Source organism: Sorangium sp. So ce406 (assembly GCF_051474675.1).
Lineage (GTDB): Bacteria > Myxococcota_A > Polyangia > Polyangiales > Polyangiaceae > Sorangium > Sorangium cellulosum_G.
Map to the genome: position 1 here is coordinate 6,833,088 of NZ_CP150340.1, position 15,404 is coordinate 6,848,491.

General features: G+C 76.8%; 9 protein-coding genes. 2 read left to right on the forward strand and 7 right to left on the reverse strand.

Annotated elements, in window-relative coordinates; genetic code table 11:
- Positions 1 to 8: 8 nt before the first annotated feature.
- On the reverse strand, positions 9 to 743 hold the full coding sequence (locus WME96_RS25260; RefSeq protein ID WP_437284150.1) for a 4'-phosphopantetheinyl transferase superfamily protein: 735 nt from the start codon (positions 741 to 743) through the stop codon (positions 9 to 11).
- Positions 740 to 7,555 (reverse strand): SDR family NAD(P)-dependent oxidoreductase, encoded by a 6,816-nt coding sequence (locus WME96_RS25265; RefSeq protein WP_437284151.1) that lies wholly within the window; start codon positions 7,553 to 7,555, stop codon positions 740 to 742. Before WME96_RS25265 ends, WME96_RS25260 begins: the two co-directional genes overlap by 4 nt.
- A 423-nt stretch (positions 7,556 to 7,978) precedes the next feature.
- Here WME96_RS25265 and WME96_RS25270 point away from each other — a divergent pair, with 423 nt between their 5' ends.
- Together WME96_RS25270 and WME96_RS25275 are read left to right on the forward strand one after the other, a co-directional pair.
- On the forward strand, positions 7,979 to 8,548 hold the full coding sequence (locus WME96_RS25270; protein WP_437284152.1) for a MarR family winged helix-turn-helix transcriptional regulator: 570 nt from the start codon (positions 7,979 to 7,981) through the stop codon (positions 8,546 to 8,548).
- A 199-nt stretch (positions 8,549 to 8,747) separates the two neighbouring features.
- On the forward strand, positions 8,748 to 9,335 hold the full coding sequence (locus WME96_RS25275; RefSeq protein ID WP_437284153.1) for a superoxide dismutase: 588 nt from the start codon (positions 8,748 to 8,750) through the stop codon (positions 9,333 to 9,335).
- A 79-nt stretch (positions 9,336 to 9,414) separates the two neighbouring features.
- On the opposite strand, the gene WME96_RS25280 is transcribed toward WME96_RS25275, so the two are convergent.
- The 5 genes from WME96_RS25280 to WME96_RS25300 all read right to left on the reverse strand — a co-directional run bounded on the left by WME96_RS25280 (position 9,415) and on the right by WME96_RS25300 (position 15,404).
- Positions 9,415 to 10,416, reverse strand: a complete 1,002-nt coding sequence (locus tag WME96_RS25280; RefSeq protein ID WP_437284154.1) for a hypothetical protein — start codon at positions 10,414 to 10,416, stop codon at positions 9,415 to 9,417.
- Positions 10,413 to 10,805 carry a DUF4150 domain-containing protein gene (locus WME96_RS25285; protein WP_437284155.1) on the reverse strand — a complete coding sequence of 131 codons (393 nt, stop codon included), beginning with the start codon at positions 10,803 to 10,805 and terminating at the stop codon, positions 10,413 to 10,415. Before WME96_RS25285 ends, WME96_RS25280 begins: the two co-directional genes overlap by 4 nt.
- 52 nt (positions 10,806 to 10,857) lie before the next feature.
- The gene (locus WME96_RS25290) at positions 10,858 to 11,577 is read right to left on the reverse strand and encodes a DUF3540 domain-containing protein (protein WP_437284156.1); all 720 of its coding nucleotides are present in this window, start codon (positions 11,575 to 11,577) and stop codon (positions 10,858 to 10,860) included.
- Positions 11,578 to 11,664: 87 nt separating this feature from the next.
- Positions 11,665 to 12,738, reverse strand: coding sequence for a pentapeptide repeat-containing protein (locus tag WME96_RS25295; protein ID WP_437284157.1), 1,074 nt, complete (start codon positions 12,736 to 12,738; stop codon positions 11,665 to 11,667).
- Positions 12,735 to 15,404 carry a DUF2169 family type VI secretion system accessory protein gene (locus WME96_RS25300; RefSeq protein WP_437284158.1) on the reverse strand — a complete coding sequence of 890 codons (2,670 nt, stop codon included), beginning with the start codon at positions 15,402 to 15,404 and terminating at the stop codon, positions 12,735 to 12,737. The genes WME96_RS25295 and WME96_RS25300 overlap by 4 nt, the downstream gene beginning before the upstream one ends.

Consider the following 15,404-nt stretch of genomic DNA (forward strand, 5'->3'; position numbering starts at 1 on the left):
AGTGCCATTCATCCAAGAGCGGCGACCGGCGGGACCGGGACGGTCGCGACGAGCGCGAACGCACCGGTCAGCACGGCCCGGCCGAAGAACTGCCCGCCGCGCGCGCGCAGCGAGAACGAGCGGACCGAGGGCTGCGCGAGGCGCGCGCCCCCCGGCGGGAACGGGACGTCGATGTCCCGGAACGAGAACCGCGCCGGCAGCGCGAGCGCCCCCGTCTTGTAGAGCGCCTCCTTCGCGCTCCAGAGCAGCGTCTCGAGGGCGGCGCGATCCAGACCCGCCGCGGCGCCGCGCGCGAGGGCCTCGCGCTCGCGCGGCGTGAAGTGCTCGTCGGCGAACGCCGCCGCGCGCGCCTCGACCCGCTCGACATCCACGCCGACGGCGCCCGCCGCGGTGACCGCGGCCGCAGCGAGGTCGCCCGCGTGGGAGAGCGACAGCGCGAGCGCCCCGTCCTCGAAGCGCGGCGGACCGCCGCCAGGGCCGGAGATCGCGCAGGCCAGGTAGTCCGCGCGCGGGTGCGCCTCCACCGAGGCCGCGTCCAGCGCCACGAGGGGCGCGCTCCGGCCGGCGGCGAGCTCCAGGCGGAGCCATTTCGCGGCGACCCGCGCGCACGCGGACTGCGCCCGCCGGGCGGCGACGCGCAGGGCGGCGCACGCGCGGCGCTCGCCGGCCGTCAGGTAGGGCTCGAGGCGCTCCGCCGCGCCGGCGTCCGCCCGCACCACGGCGATCGCGAGCGGCGGCGTCACGGCGCCCCCAGCGACAGCGAGGCCGGCGCGCCGTCGACGAACGCGCGCACGTCCGCGGCCACGCGCCCGATGACGCGCCCCTCGAGCCCCTCCACGTCGAGCAGCACGCCGCCCGCCGGGTCGATCGCCTGCGCCCACGCGCCGAGGACGCGGTCGTCCACCGCCGCAGGGGCCGCGGCGAGGAGCCGGACCGGGCCGCCCGCGTCACGGAGCGCGAGGTCGTTCGCGGCCGATCCGAAGCGGATCCGGTCGACGCCGGCCGCGGCGCATACAGGGAACGCGCCCGCCTCGTCGCGGCGCAGGGTGCCCAGCGTCAGGAGCGCGTCGAGCAGGAGGAACGGCGTCGCGGCCGCGCGCTGCCGCTCGAGGGCGCGGTCGGCCGGGAGGCGGAGCCAACCGGACTTGAGCGCCGTCCCGAGCACGAAGGAGCCGACGTGGTCGAACCAGCCCGCGTGCCGGACCGGCGCGCCGAGGCTCGCGTACGGGTCGCGGACCGAGGGACCCTCGACGCGCCCGGCGTGCCTCGGCGCGAGGCCGTCGCGGCGGACGTGGATCGCGCCGAGCTCGACGACGCAGGTCGCGAAGACGATGTCGGGGCGCAGGACGACGCCCGACCGGTGGACGAAGTCGCCGCGCACCTCGACGGCGCACGCGACGCGGCCGCCCGGGAGCCGCTCGCGGCGCGCGGTCACCGTGCGCACGTCGCGCGCGGCGTCGTCGGGCAGGCGCAGGAACTCGCGGAAGCGCACGTCGCGGACCTCGCGGACGACCGCGGCGCCCTCCGCGGCCGTCGCGAGCGCGTGCCGGACGGCCAGCTCGACGAGGAAGGCGCCGGCCGCGACCGCGCTCGAGCGCGCCCGGTGGTCGGAGAGCCACGGGTCGACGCGCGGATCGAGCGTCCACGTGCGGCTCGGCGCGACCTCGGGCGAGCCCGTCGCGGCGCTCGCCGCCGCGGTGCGCGGGGGCGCGCCCGCCGGGGCGATGACCGCGGCGCCCGCCGCCGCGATGCGCGGGGCGAAGCGCTCGATCTCGCTGTCGGTGAGCAGGACCTGGGCCGCGCCCACGGGGCGCTCGGCCGCGAGCTCGAGGAAGAGGCGCCGGCCCTCCTCCGCCTCGATGCCCCGGAGCCCGCGCGCCGCGCCGAGCGCGCTGTACTCGGATCCGGCGGTCATGCCGACGCCGTTCCAGCCGAGCCACGCGATGGTGGACCACGGGCCGGCGTCCGGCTCGGCCGCGAGGCACGCGGCGGCGCGGTTCATCGCCTCGTTGGCGGCGCCGTAGTCGGGCTGCCCGTCGTTGCCGAGCGCGCTGAACGCCGACGTGACGAGGTGGACGTGCGGGCGGGCGTCGGGCAGGTGGCGCGCGAGGGCGCGGCGGAGGTGGGAGAGGCCGGCGAGCTTCGTGTCGACGATCCGCTCGAACAGCTCGAGCGACTTCGACGTGAGCCGGCTCGACACCTGGATGCCGGCGCCGTGCACGACCAGGTCGACCCGGCCGTACGCCGCCGCGACGGCGGCGACGGCGCGGTCCACGTCCTCGCCGCGCGTCACGTCGACGGCGTGGTAGTCCACGCTCCCGCCCCGCCCGCGCAGGTGCGAGAGGACGCGGTGCGCCTCGCGCGCCGCCCGGATGCGCCCGTAGCGCTCGCGCAGCGCGGCCATCTTCACGCCCCGCTCGGCGCGCAGCGACTCGGCGTAGAAATCCCGCTCGTACGCGTCGAACTCGGCGTCGGTCATCGCGAGCGTGCGCGGCGGGGCGTCCTCGAGCCGCGAGCGGCCGAGGAGCACGGCGCGGCAGCCGAAGCGCTCGAGCAGGCCCTCGACGAACTGCGCCGTGATCCCGCGCGCGCCGCCCGTCACGAGCGCGACCGAATCGGCGCCGAGAGGCGGGAGCGCGCGCTCGGGGGGCGTCGCGGCGGGAGACGCCGACGAGGCGCGGGCGAGCTGGACCGAGTGCCGCGCGCCGCCGAGATCGACCACCTCCTCGGGCACGGCCGGCCGGGCGCGCCGCCACTCGTCGGAGAGCGCGCGGAGCGCCGCGGCGGCGTCCCGCGCGTCGGTGTGGACGACCCGCACGTCGCCGCCCGGCAGCTCGCGCGCCAGCGACTTCACGAAGCCGCCGACCGCGCCGGTGAGCGGCGCGAGCCGCGCGGCCGCGTCCACGGCCCCGACGACGACGGCGGCGAAGGACACCTCGCCGCGCGCGATGGCGTCGTGGTAGCGGCGCGCCGCGCCGAACAGCGCGCGCAGGGCAGGCCGGTACGCGCCGGGCGCGCCGTCGACGAACGCGCGCGCGTCCGCGGCGCGGGTGACCACGACGACCGCGTCGACGTCGTCCGGGGAGAGGGCCGCGAACGACGCGCCGAGCCGCGCCTCGTCGCGGCCGTCGAGCGACGGGATCCCGGCGCCGTCGGGCCCGGCCGCCGGGGCCTCCTCGACGGCGAGCGCGAGGACGCGCGATCCGGCGGGCGCGGCGCGCCGCACGTCCGCCGCGAGGGCCGCGTCGGTGCAGACGTGGACGACGCGCGACGGGACGCGCGCCGCGGGCCCGGCCGCCGGCGCGGGCGCGATCCGGGGGACGAAGACCTGGATGGGCGTGCCCGTCGTGAAGCCCGCGGGCGCGGCCGCCGGCGCGAACGGAGCGGCCGCGGGGGGCGCGGCGGGGGTCTCGCGGGGCGGCGCCGCCTGGACGTCGCTCGAAGGCGAGACCCGGACGTCGCCCGGAGGCGCGACCTCGACCGCGCGGGCGTCCGACGGCCAGCGCACGACCGCGGCGCCGTGCGCGCGCGCGCCCTGGATCGCCGCGTGGAGCTCGACCACGCCCTCGGCCCCGCGCAGCCGCGCGCCCGGGCGCAGCGCGCCGCCGGCCGCGAGCGCGCGGCCCGGGAGGCCGCCCTCGGCCGCATCGGCGGCGACCTGGAGACGCGCGAGGACCGGCCAGGCGTGGCGCGCGGCGGTGTCCTCGGTGCAGAGCGCGACGAGCAACGCCGCCTCGCCCACCGGCCGCGGGTCGTCGGTCGCGGACGCGCCGCGCGCGACGTCGTCGCTGAACGCGTTGACGGCCCCCGCGAGCACGACCTCGCAGTCGTCGTCGAGCACGAGATCCGCGGCCGCGAGCGCGTCGAGCAGCGAGGTCGCGGAGGTGTCGACCACGAAGTTCGGCCCGCGCAGGCCGAAGACGTTCGCGACGCGCCCGGAGATGATGTTGGGCATGTTGCCCGGCTGCGTGTACGGCCCGGTCGCGGGCGAGCCCGCGCGGAGCGCCTCCACAACGCGGCCCGCGAGCGCCGGGCTCACGCCGCGCGCGCGGAGCGCCCGGGCCACGCGGTCGCCGAAGATCCGCTCGTTCGCGCGCGCGCCGCGGCGGGTCTTGCCCTCGTGGCCGACGACGACGCCGACGCGCTCGGCCAGGTCGCGCGCGGGCAGCGCCGCGAGCGCCTTCTCGGCGGCCATCACCGCGAGGAGCTGCGCCGGGTCCATGGCCTCGAGGGCGTCCGGCAGCACCCGCGCCCCGGCCGGGAGCCGCAGCGCGCGCTCGTCGAACGCGAGGACCTCCGAGGGCGCGTCCGCGGGCGCGCCGCCCGCGCCGGGGAACACGGCCCCGAGCCCGACGACGCACAGCGCGCGGCGCGCGGCGGAGCGCGCCGGAGATCGCTGGGCGGCGTGCCCGGGCCGGTGCTCCCCGACGATGAGGTGGGCGTTGGTGCCGCCGAAGCCGAAGCTGTCGAGCGCGGCGCGCAGGGGGGCGCCCTCCCCGGCGGTCCCCTCCGTCGTCCACGGCGCGGCCGCCGTGGCGATGGCGAACGGCGAGCCCTCGAGGTCGATGCGCGCGCTCGACGCCTGGAACCCGTGCTGCGGGAAGAGCGTGCGCTCCCGCATCGCGAGCACGACCTTGATGAGCGACGCGACGCCGGCGGTCCAGCCGGTGTGGCCGAGCAGCGACTTGACGCTGCCGAGGGCGATGCGCGGCGCGCCCGCGTCGCCGGCGAACACCTCGGCGAGCGCCTTGAACTCGGTGGCGTCGCCGACCGGCGTCGCCGTGGCGTGCGCCTCGACGTACTGCACCGAGCGCGGCGCGACGCCCGCCCGCGCGTAGGCGCGGCGCATCGCGAGGCTCTGTCCGCGGCTCTGCGGCACCGTGACCGACGGGCTCGGGCCGTCGCTCGACAGGCCGCTGCCGAGGAGCACGGCGTCGATCCGGTCGCCGCGCGCCGCAGCGTCGTCGAGCCGCTCGAGGACGACGACGGCGGCGCCCTCGCCGAACACGACGCCGTCGGCGGAGGCGTCGAACGGGCGGCTGCCGGTCGCGGAGAGGCCGCCGAACTGCGAGAACTGGCACGCGTTCGTCGGCCCGGGCTGGTAGGCGCCGCCGGCGATCACGACGTCGGCGAGGCCGCGGCGCAGCATCGCGGCCCCGAGGTGCACCGCGTGCATCGACGACGCGCAGGCCGCGTCGACGACCACGGTGCGCGCGCCCTCGCCCACGACGTCGCGCACGACGCGCGCGAGCGGCTCGAGGTGGCCGCGGCACGCCGCGCGCCGCTCCGCGTCGAGGCCGAGCTCGCCCGCGAGCGCGTCGACAACGGCCGCGCGGTCCGCCGCGTCCGCGGCGAGGCCGGCGAGCGCCCGCTCGACGCCGAGCAGCAGCGTCGCCTCGTCGTGCTCGATCGAGCCGTCGGCCGTGGACCCGAGCAGGCACGCGATCCGCAGCGGCGCGCCGTCGCGGAGCACGGCCGCGCGCGACCTGGCCTCGGCGAGCGCGCAGGCCAGCATGCGGGCCGTCTTCGGGAGCCGCTCGAGGGCGCGGGCGTCGTACCCGGTCTCGGCGGCGTACGGCCCGAGCGCGTCGACGGTGCCGGTCAGCAGGCTGTAGGTCTTGTCGGCGACGCGGCCGCCGGGGCTCAGGAAGTCGGTCGCGAGCTCCGGGTGTCGCTCGCCGCTGTCGACGATCCCGCAGGTGCCGGCGCGGAGCTGCGCGAGGTAGGCCTCGACGCCGCCGGCGCCCGGGAGCACCGCGCCCATGCCGACGATCGCGATGGGGGCGGCGGCTGCCGGGGCGGCGCCGTCGCCCGGCGGGCTCGCGGCGGGGGCCGACGGTGCTGCGGCGCTCGCCGGCGTGGCGGCGCTCGGCGCCGCCGCGCCAGCGCCCGCGCGGGGAGCGTCGACCGGGAGCGGCGCGACCTCCGTCAGCGCGTGCCCCGCGGCCCGCAGCGCCTCGACGACGCGCCGGTGCTCGGCCACGACGTCCTCGCCGGCGCGGAACGTCGAGATCACGCGCAGGCCGGGCTCCGCGGGCGCGTTCCGCCGGACGAGCGCGGTCAGGGCGCTGCCGCCGCCGCACTCGACGAACGTGCGGCAGCCCGCCGCGTGGAGGTCGCGCACCGCCGCGCCGAAGTCGAGCGGCGTGACGAGGTGCATGGGGAGCAGGCGCGCGGGCGCGAGCGGCCCCTCGCCGTGGTAGACGCGGTCGATCGGCGAGTACGTGGCCAGCGCCGGCCGCGCCGCGCCGGCGCGCGCCAGGGCGCCCGCGAACGGGCCGACCGCCGGCGCGAGCAGGGGCGAGTGGAAGGCGCGGCGGCTCGCGAGCACGGTCGCGCGGACGCCGGCGGCCGCGAGCCGCTGCTCGAGCGCCGCGATGCCGTCCACCGTCCCCGAGGCGACCGCCTGGTCGGCCGCGTTGACCACGGCGACGAACACGTCGTCCCGGCCCAGCGCCTTCACCTCGTCGCGCAGGCGATCGGCGCCGGTGTGGGCCGCGAGCATCCGGCCGGGCGGCGCGCCGCGGAGGGCGAGCACCCGCTGGCCGACGATCTCGGCGGCGGTCGCGAGGGAGAAGGCGCCGCCCGCGGCGAGCGCGGCGATCTCGCCGAAGCTGTGCCCCGCCACGACGTCCGCGGCGAGCCCGGCGGACCGGAGCAGCGCGACGGCGACGTGGTCCTGGACGAGGATGCCGAGCTGATCGAGGTCCGGGCACGCCTCGAGCGCGGCCCGCGCCTCCGCCTCGTCGCCGGCCACGAGCGCCGCGAGCGACGCGCCGAGCAGCGCGCGCGCCGCCGGCTCCGCCGCGTCGACGGCCTCGCGGGCGGCCGCGAAGCGCGCGTGGAGCGCGCGCAGGAGCCGCAGATCGAACGAGCCCTGGCCTGGCAGGAGCAGCGCGACCTTCGCGCGGCCGCCCCGCGCCGCCTCGCCGTCCCGCGCCGCCTCCCCTCCCCCCGCGCGCGCCCCCTCCGGCGCCGCCTCGTCCGCCGCCCCCCACGCCTTGTGGTGCGGGCGCGACGCGTGCAGCGGGCCGCGCGCGACCTCGACGGCGTGCCGCAGGAGGCGCTCGGGGAAGAGCTCGCGCAGCGCGGAGCCGCCGCGCAGGGCGAGCTCGACGAAGCGCGGGTGCGGCAGGCGCTCGTCGAGAGACCCCGCGTGCATCGTCACCGATCGGGGCAGCGGCGCGAGCTCGTCGCTCGCCGCGGCGACGGCGACGATGCGCTGGTAGCCGCACGCCACGGGCTCGCCGTCGAAGCGGACCGTGCGGAAGTAGCCGTACGCGCTCGAGCGCGTGACGGCGCCGAGGGTCATGAAGATCGCGACGCGCTCACCCACGCGGACCGGCGCGAGGTTCCGGCTGTATCCCTCGGCGGTGAGCAGCCGGATCGCGGCGCGATCGTCCTCGTGGGGGAGCGAGCCGTCAGCGGCCTCGGCGAAGTAGAGCGTCTCGCGCGCGATGCACTGGAAGCGGAAGTTGGTGAGGTAGTGATGGCTGCCGTACGCCATGCTGTCCTCGAACTTCACGCAGTAAGGAACGACGAAGAACGCCTCCATGGACCGTCTCCTGGAGGTCCGCCGCGCGCGGCGTCGCGCACGCCCGGCGCCGCGCGCGGGCGCGACGTCTCGTGCGACGCTCACCGCTGCGCCGTTCGGACCGTCAAATAGGTGTACCTACACGTAACAACGTGAACGACCGCGCGCTGACGACGAGCGCACGGCCGCCGGCCGCGCCCCGGGGCCGCGGGCGCGCGCAGCGGCGCCACCGCGGCCGGGAAGGCCGGCAGACCGTTCGATCGTCGTCAGAGCGCGTCGTCAGCGCGCGCCGCGGCCTCCGGGGCGCGACGCGCAGCCAGCGCGCCGGGCCGATGAAGCCGCGCCGCGTTGACGAGATAGGTGTACCTGCACCTGTACAGATGTCAAGCAGTCCGGAACGGGTCGATTTGACGGACTTGCGATCGACAGTGTATATACACTTTTGTGGTTGATTTCGCGTCCGCAGCCAGGACCATCGCGAGCCAGTGCGCGCTCGTGCGCGTGCGCCGCGCGTCGCGCGCGCTGACGCGGCTCTACGACGACAGCCTGCGGCCCCTGGGGCTCCAGGCGACGCAGCTCACGATGCTCGTCGCGGTGGCGACGTGCGGCGAGCAGGGCGTGAGGCTCAGCGCGCTCGCGGACGGGCTGGTCATGGATCGCACGACGCTCACGAGGAACCTCGTGCCGCTGGAGAAGGCCGGCCTGCTCCGGGTGGCGCGCGCGCCGGACGACGCGCGCGTCCGCATGATCCTCCTGACGCGCCAGGGAGAGCGCGCGATCGAGGCGGCGTTCCCGGCCTGGGAGCGCACCCAGAAGCACGTCCGCGAGCAGCTCGGCGCCGTCCAGGCCGACGCGCTCCGCGAGGAGCTCGGCCGCGTCGTCGAGATGGCCACGCGGACCGAGAGGGCGTCGGAGCGACCGGCGCAGCCTGCGCGGCCGGCGAAGCCTGCGCCGGCGGCGAAGGCCGAGCCAGCGGCGAAGCCTGCGCGGCCGGGCAAGCGCAAGGCGACCTGACGCGCGCCGGCGCCGCCGCGGCGCTGTCGATCGGCCGCCCGGGCTGACGCGCGCCGCGCCGGAGCGTGCGGGCACCTCCGGCGCCGCGGCGCGCGCCCGTGGGGGAGGGCTGCGCGGATTGACGGGCAGCGCCGCGGGTTCGAGAGTCGCCGGGCGCGGGCCTCCTCGCGGCGCGCAGCAACGAGACAAGGAGGACAGGATGAATTTCGAGGTGGCACCGCTCCCCTACCCCAAGGAAGCGCTGGAGCCGGCCATGAGCCGGGAGACGCTCGAGTTTCATTACGAGAAGCACCACAAGGGCTACATGGCCAAGCTCAAGAGCCTGCTCGAGGGCAAGCCCGAGGCGAGCGGGAGCCTTGTCGACGTCATCCGCGCGAGCTCTGGCGCGGTGTTCAACAACGCAGCTCAGGTCTGGAATCACACCTTCTTCTGGGAGGGCATGAGGCCGAGCGGCGGCGGCGCTCCGCCCTCCGGCGACGTGGGCGACGTCATCGCGGGGCTCGGCGGCTGGGAGAAGTTCCGCGGCGATTTCATCGCGGCCGGCGTCGCGCGCTTCGGCTCGGGATATGCGTGGCTCGTGCTCGACGGCGGCAAGGGCAAGATCGTCGACACGCCGAACGCAGAGACCCCGCTGACGACGGGCGCGGCCCCGCTCCTCACGTGCGATGTGTGGGAGCACGCCTATTACCTCGATCACCGCAACAACCGTCAGCGCTTCCTCGAGGTGTTCCTCGACAGGCTCGTGAGCTGGGACGCCGTCGCCAGGAACCTCCGCGCGGCGCGGTAGCTCGCGCCGGAGGAAGGGAGCTCCGCCTCGCCGCGCGCCGCGAGGCCGCCCGGAAGCGAGGCGGCGGCCAGGGTCGCGTTCAGCGCGATTGCAGGAAGTACCTGCGCGCGGCCTCGCAGAGCTCCGGCCAGCGCTGGGCGAGGGCCGGGTCGGCGGCGAGGCGGGCGGCCCAGAAGGCGTCGAGGGCGGCGCGCGCGGCGGGGGTCGGGACTCCGTAACGCGCGTGCGTGCTCTCCACGTAGGCGGGGTACAGCTCGCACGCGACGACGAGGCCGGCGTACTGGTTGAGCGTGAGCGGAGGCGGCGAGCGCATGCTGACGGGGTCCCCGCATGCGGGCGCGGCCACACCTGAGGCTGCTGGGGTCACGGGCATGGGCGCCGACGCCGGCACGGACACGAACGGCAGCACCCCGCCCGGCCGAGAAAGCGGCGCGAGCGACCCCGCCAGCGCCGGCACGCTCGTCTCCACGAGCGACCCCGCCAGCGCCGGCGCGCTCGTCTCCGCGAGCGACCCCAACAGCGCCGGCGCGCTCGCCTCCGCGAGCGACCCCAACAGCGCCGGCGCGCTCGCCTCCGCGAGCGACCCCAACAGCGCCGGCGCGCTCGCCTCCGCGAGCGACCCCAACAGCGCCGGCGCGCTCGCCTCCGCCGCGGCAGCTTCCTCCGCGGCTGCTTCCGCCGCGGAGGCAGCCTCCGCCTCGCGCCGCGCCGCGGCTTGCCTCGCATGCTCCAGCCGCTCCTCCAGCGCGCGGTGCACGTCCTGGAGCACCCCCAGCGCCTCGGCGCTCTCGGCCTCCGGACCGAGGACGCGCCCGATCGTCAGGAGCAGCTCGCGCGCGTCGCGCAGCGCCGGCTCCTCCACGGTGCGGCCCGGCAGGTGCCGCCGGGCGAAGGCCGGAAGCTCGTCGTCCTCGCAGCGCACGAGGTCCGCGAGCCGGACCGCCACGCGGCGCCGCTCCGGATCGACCGTACTGGCCCGCGGCGGGCGCATCGCCTCGTCGAGCTTCGCGAGCGCCTCGGCGAGCGGCCCCCCTTCGCGCGCTGCCACGTCCACCTCGGGCGTCGAGCGCGCGACGCTCACGGAGAGAGCACGAGGACGGTCGTGACGCTCGGCACGATGGCCATGCCCAGCGCATTCGTGCTGTTCTGCAGCGAGAGGCTCGTCAGGCGCGTCATCGGCGCGCAGCCGACGATCACCGTGAAGGCCGCCGTCACGTTGCGCGACGGCCCCATCACCATCCCGGACGCGACGCCGAGCGCGACGCCCGGGTTGTCCCCCATCGTGAGCGGCGCGACCGTCAGCATGTTGTGCGCCGGCGCGCACGTGACGAGCACGTTCGGCACGAAGGCCACGCTCATCGGATGGAGCGAGATGTTCGGGTACGGGACCGGCACCGGGGCCGGCGTCGGCGTCATGCACACGTCGGGGAACGCCAGGCACATCCCCCCTGCGGTCGTCTTCGCGAGCATCGCTTCTCCCCTCGTCTTCCCTGGCGTCCGCGGCGCCGCGCGGCGCGCCGCCTCAGCCGATCTTGACCTGCTCGCCGTCGAGCTTCGCGAGCGTCCGCGCCGCGACGATCGTGTTCTCCCCACGGACGGCCGCGAGGCCCTCCGCGCGGACGTCGAAGACGCCCGCGCGCACCTGCTCGAGCGCCTCGATGAAGCGAAACGCCTGCTTCGCGCGCTGGACCAGGCGGTCGGCGCGCGCCTCGAGGCGCTCGGCGACGACGACCGCCTTCTGGAGGTGCGCGTCGAGCGACCGGCCGACGAGCCCGATCTCCTCGATCGCGGCCACCGCCGCCTGCGCGCGGACCTGGAGCTTGCTCGCGAACAGGCCCACCTCCTTCGCGGCGGCGATCTCGATCTGGTCGCCCGCGCCGAGCCCGAGCCGCCCCGTCGCTTGCACCTTCAGGTCGCCCTCGACGACGATCCGCGTCGTCGCGCCCGCCTCGCCCTCGAGCACCGCCAGCACGAAGACCTGATCGCCGTCCAGCGCGCAGAGCACGCGATCGCCAGCGTCGGGCGCCGTGAGGCAGCTCTTCGCGCGCCGCGCGAGGACCGGCCCGCCGCCGAGCTCGACCAGGAGCCCCGACGCCGCGCCCCGGACGACGCCCGTCTCGAGCGACGGCGCGCGCGGCGGCGAGGCGCCGGGCGCCGGCAGATCCACCGCGGCGAGGAGGTCCTCCTCGGCGCTGTCGTCGTGTGCCACCTTCACAGGCTCGCGGGACGCCGTGCTCTGCATCTCGGATCTCCTCGGCCTGGCTCCGCCCCTCGACGGCAAGCGCGCCGCCTGGCCAGTTTCGCGGCGTTCACGGGGAACATCAACGGCTCACTGGCGCTGCGCATCGCGCTCACCGCCGCGCCGCGGCTTCCAGTCCTCGATCGCGGCGAGCTTGTCGTCGTCGCCGAGCCAGCCGGCCCCGCCCGGCACCCGCGCGCCGTCGCGGCGGGCGCGGTGCAGCTTCGTGCGGAACATCGATGCCTGCGAGAAATCCGCGCCGGTGAGATCGCAGTGCGAGAAATCCGCATACGCGAGCTTCGCGCCGACGAAGCGCGCGCCGGGGCACGAGGCGAAGGCGGCGTACGCCTCGACGAGCTCCGCGCCGGAGAGGTCGGCCTCCGCGAGCGCGGCCCGCTCGAGGATCGCGTTCCGGAGCATCGCCCGCGGGAACCGCGCCCTCGCCGCGTTCGCCTCGCCGAAGAGCGCCTGCGTCAGGATCGCGTCGGAGAAGTCGCAGCCCGAGACGTCGGCCCCGGTGAAGTTGCACTGCGTCGCGTCGCAGCCCGCGAAGCTCGAGCCCGCGACGCTGCCGCGCATGAACTGCGTGCGGAAGAGCTTCACCCCCTGGAACGCCCGCGCGCCGAGCTCGGACTCGAGCAGCGTCGTGAGCGTCAGGTTCGCGCCGTCGAGCCGCGCCGTGCGCAGGTCGAGCTTGTACATCGTCGCCTTCTCGAGGTTCGCGCGGGAGAGATCCGCCCCGCCGGCCGCGACCTCGATGAGGTTCGCCCGGTCGAGGTTCGCCCCTTCGAACGAGGCGCGCGCGAGCGAGCACTTCGTCCACGTCGCGACCTGCGCCTCCGCGCCCGCGAGGCCCGCGCCCTCGAGCGTCGACTCGACGAAGCTCGCGCCGATGACCTTCGCCCCCGTCAGCGTCGCCCCGTCGAGGCGGCTCTGGAAGAACGTCGTCAGGTGCAGATCGACCCCCGCGGCGTCCACGCCCGACAGGTCGCACTCCGTGAACGTCGACTCCTTGATGAGCGCGCCCCGCAGCGCGCGCGGCAGGCGGACGCGGTCGAACACCGCGCCCGAGAGATCCGCGCCCGCCAGATCGAGCCCGGAGAGGTCCACGGCCTGGATCGGCTCGCCGTGGCGGATCTTGTCGAGCAGCTCGTCGCGGTTCATGTCGCGCCCCCCGCGGCCTGCGCCCCGTGCCGGTCGAACCGGGTGAACTCGACGGCCGCCTCGGCGAACGTCGTCCGGTCGTCGCCGCGCGCGCGGCTGAGATCGGCGCGGCAGAGCTGGGCGCCCGTGAAATCGGCGCCGGGCAGGCGCGATTTCGAGAGGATCGCCTCGGTCAGGTTGCACCCGCGGAGCGAGGCGCGCTCGAGGTTCGTCCGGATGAGGAGCGCGCCCTTCAGGACGGCCTGGTCGAAGATCGCGCCCGTCGCGTCCGCCTCCGAGAGGTCGGTCATCGTCATCTGGGCCCGGTCGAAGCGCGCGCCGCGCAGATCCGTCGTCCGGAAGCAGGTCTTCTCGAGCACGGCGTCGCGGAAGTCGGCCTCCGGCAGGCCGCTCTTGTGGAGGGCGACCCCCTCGGAGAAGCGCGCCCCCGCGAAGCGCGCGCGCGCCCCCGTGCAGCTCATCAGCGTCGCCTTGTGCAGCCGCGCGCCCGAGAGATCCGCGCCGTCGAGCGCGCACTCGAGCAGCATCGCCCGCTCGAGGTTCGCCCCGGCGAGGTTCGCGCCGGCGAAGCTCGCCTGGAGGAACGTGCAGGCGACGAGCTCGGCGCCGGAGAGATCCACGCCGTCCCACGCCACCTGCAGGACGTCGGCGCGCTCGAGCCTCGCGCGCGCGAGCCGCGCCCCCGCGAGCTTCGCGCCCATCAGGATCGCCTCGGTCAGGTCGGCGCCCTCGAGCGCGGCGCCGGAGAGGTTCGCCTTGCCGAGGTTCGCGCCCCGGAGGCGCGCGCCCGTCAGGTTCGCGCCCGTGAGGTCGGCCTTGGCGAGCACCGCGCCCTCGAGCGCGGCGCCGGAGAGGTCGCAGCCCCTGAGGTCGGCCCCCTCGAGGAGCGCGCGCTGGAAGCTCACCCCCCGCAGGTCGAGCCCGCGGAAATCCGCGCCGGTGAGATCGCGCTCGTCGAGGGGCTCGCCCGCCTCGCGCGCCGCCTCGACGACGACGCGCGCCATCTGGGCGGCCTCCGCGGTCATCGGCTGGGCCGCGGGCAGGAGGTGCGCCCCGCCGCGGTAGCCGTCGCGCGCGGCCCGCTCCAGGCGGAGCAGCTGCTCGTGGAAGGCCGGATCGGCGAGCATCGCCTCGAGCTCCACGTTGGGCACGCCGCCGCGGCGCCCCGCCTCGGCCAGCTCGGCGTACTGCGCGAGCTGCGCCCGGGCCGAGAACGCCGGCGGGCCGCCGGAGGCCTCCTCGGCCTCGCCGCGCCGGAGCTCCGCCTCGGAGATGCCCATCGCGGCGGCCTGCGCCTTCGCGCGCGCCTCGGCTTCCTCCTTCGCGCGGGCGGCCCTGGCCTCCTCTTCCTCCAGCTTGCGGGACGCGGCGTCCAGGTACACGACGAGCGCGTTGAGGTCGTCGACGGGCGGGGGCGGCTCCTCCTCCGGCAGCGGCGCGTCGAGGCCGAAGCGCGCCGGGTCGATGCCGTCCGAGAGGAGGTCCTGGCGGCGGCGCTCCCGCGCCCGCTCCGCGCCGCGCCGCTGGTTCCGCGCGGCCAGGTTCTCGCTCTTCATCCACTGCATCATGTCGAACCCGGCGATGTTCGCCGCCACGCCGGACTCGCGCGGCGGCATGAGATCGCTGTCGCTGAGGCCCGCGATCGCGCCCCGGTCCTTGTCGAGCCGCCGGGCGAGCGCCGCGCGGTAGTGCTCGATCGGCCGGGGGCCGCCGATCTCCTCGCAGGCGACGACGAGGTCGACGATCTCCGCGGCGTCGTCCTCGGCCACGGGCGTCGCGCCGTGGAAGATCACGACGCCGAGGTTGTCCGAGGGGAAGAGCCACACCGTGTCGCAGCGGACAGGGAGCTCCTGGAACACCTCGCCGCCCGCGTCGCGGCGGGTGACGAACACGCGCGCAGAGAGGCCGGGGAGCGCGCCCTCGATGCGCGGCCGCGCCGGGTGCATGTTCTCGACGAGGAACGCCTCGTCGCCCCGGAAGGGCTCGGCGCTCCACTGGTCGCTCGAGGCGACGTTGAAGAACGAGGGATCGACGTCCGGCGGCAGGCCGGGCGCCCACCTCTCGGCGTAGTCCGCGCCGTATGTGCCCGCGCGGGCGCGGCGCTGGGCGAACGTCACGTCCATCGGGAGGAAGCACGCCGGCCCCGGGCGGTCCGACGGCGAGCGGATCAGCGCGCCGTAGTGCTCGACGTTCGGGAGCGGGCGGACGCGCTGCCCGCCCCGCTCGACCTCCTCGATCCCCTTGCCGTAAGGGTTCGCCGGATCCTTCGGCCCGCCGAGCGCGTGCGCCCAGTCGATGGGCATCTCCGAGAACGGCTCCGGCTCGGTGAAGCCGTGGCCGGTCCAGTGCCGGTCGCCCAGCACGGCCAGGCGCTTGTCGATGGAGCCGAGCCGCGCGCGGACGAACGACGCGGCGACGCGCCCGCCCTCCGGGGCGTGGCACCGGCCCGCGACGAGCAGCTCGCCGCGCGCCTTCGCGATGCCGTCGTCGAGCGGGAGGCCGCCGAGCGCCGCGGTCGCCGCCTGCCAGAAGGTCATCTCGTCGAGCAGGGCGCGCGGCGCGTCGAGGGGGAACGCGACCATGGCGCCCACGTGGAACCTGAGCCGCCGCGCGATCTCGACGACCCGCGTGAGCACCGGCACCTTGAGGGGTTTGACGACTCGCAT

Coding starts and splice junctions, on each gene's coding strand:
- WME96_RS25295 (WP_437284157.1), bottom strand. CDS start 12,738: ATGAACCGCGACGAGCTGCTCGACAAGATCCGCCACGGCGAGCCGATC.
- WME96_RS25300 (WP_437284158.1), bottom strand. CDS start 15,404: ATGCGAGTCGTCAAACCCCTCAAGGTGCCGGTGCTCACGCGGGTCGTC.
- WME96_RS25265 (WP_437284151.1), bottom strand. CDS start 7,555: ATGGAGGCGTTCTTCGTCGTTCCTTACTGCGTGAAGTTCGAGGACAGC.
- WME96_RS25290 (WP_437284156.1), bottom strand. CDS start 11,577: ATGCAGAGCACGGCGTCCCGCGAGCCTGTGAAGGTGGCACACGACGAC.
- WME96_RS25275 (WP_437284153.1), top strand. CDS start 8,748: ATGAATTTCGAGGTGGCACCGCTCCCCTACCCCAAGGAAGCGCTGGAG.
- WME96_RS25285 (WP_437284155.1), bottom strand. CDS start 10,805: ATGCTCGCGAAGACGACCGCAGGGGGGATGTGCCTGGCGTTCCCCGAC.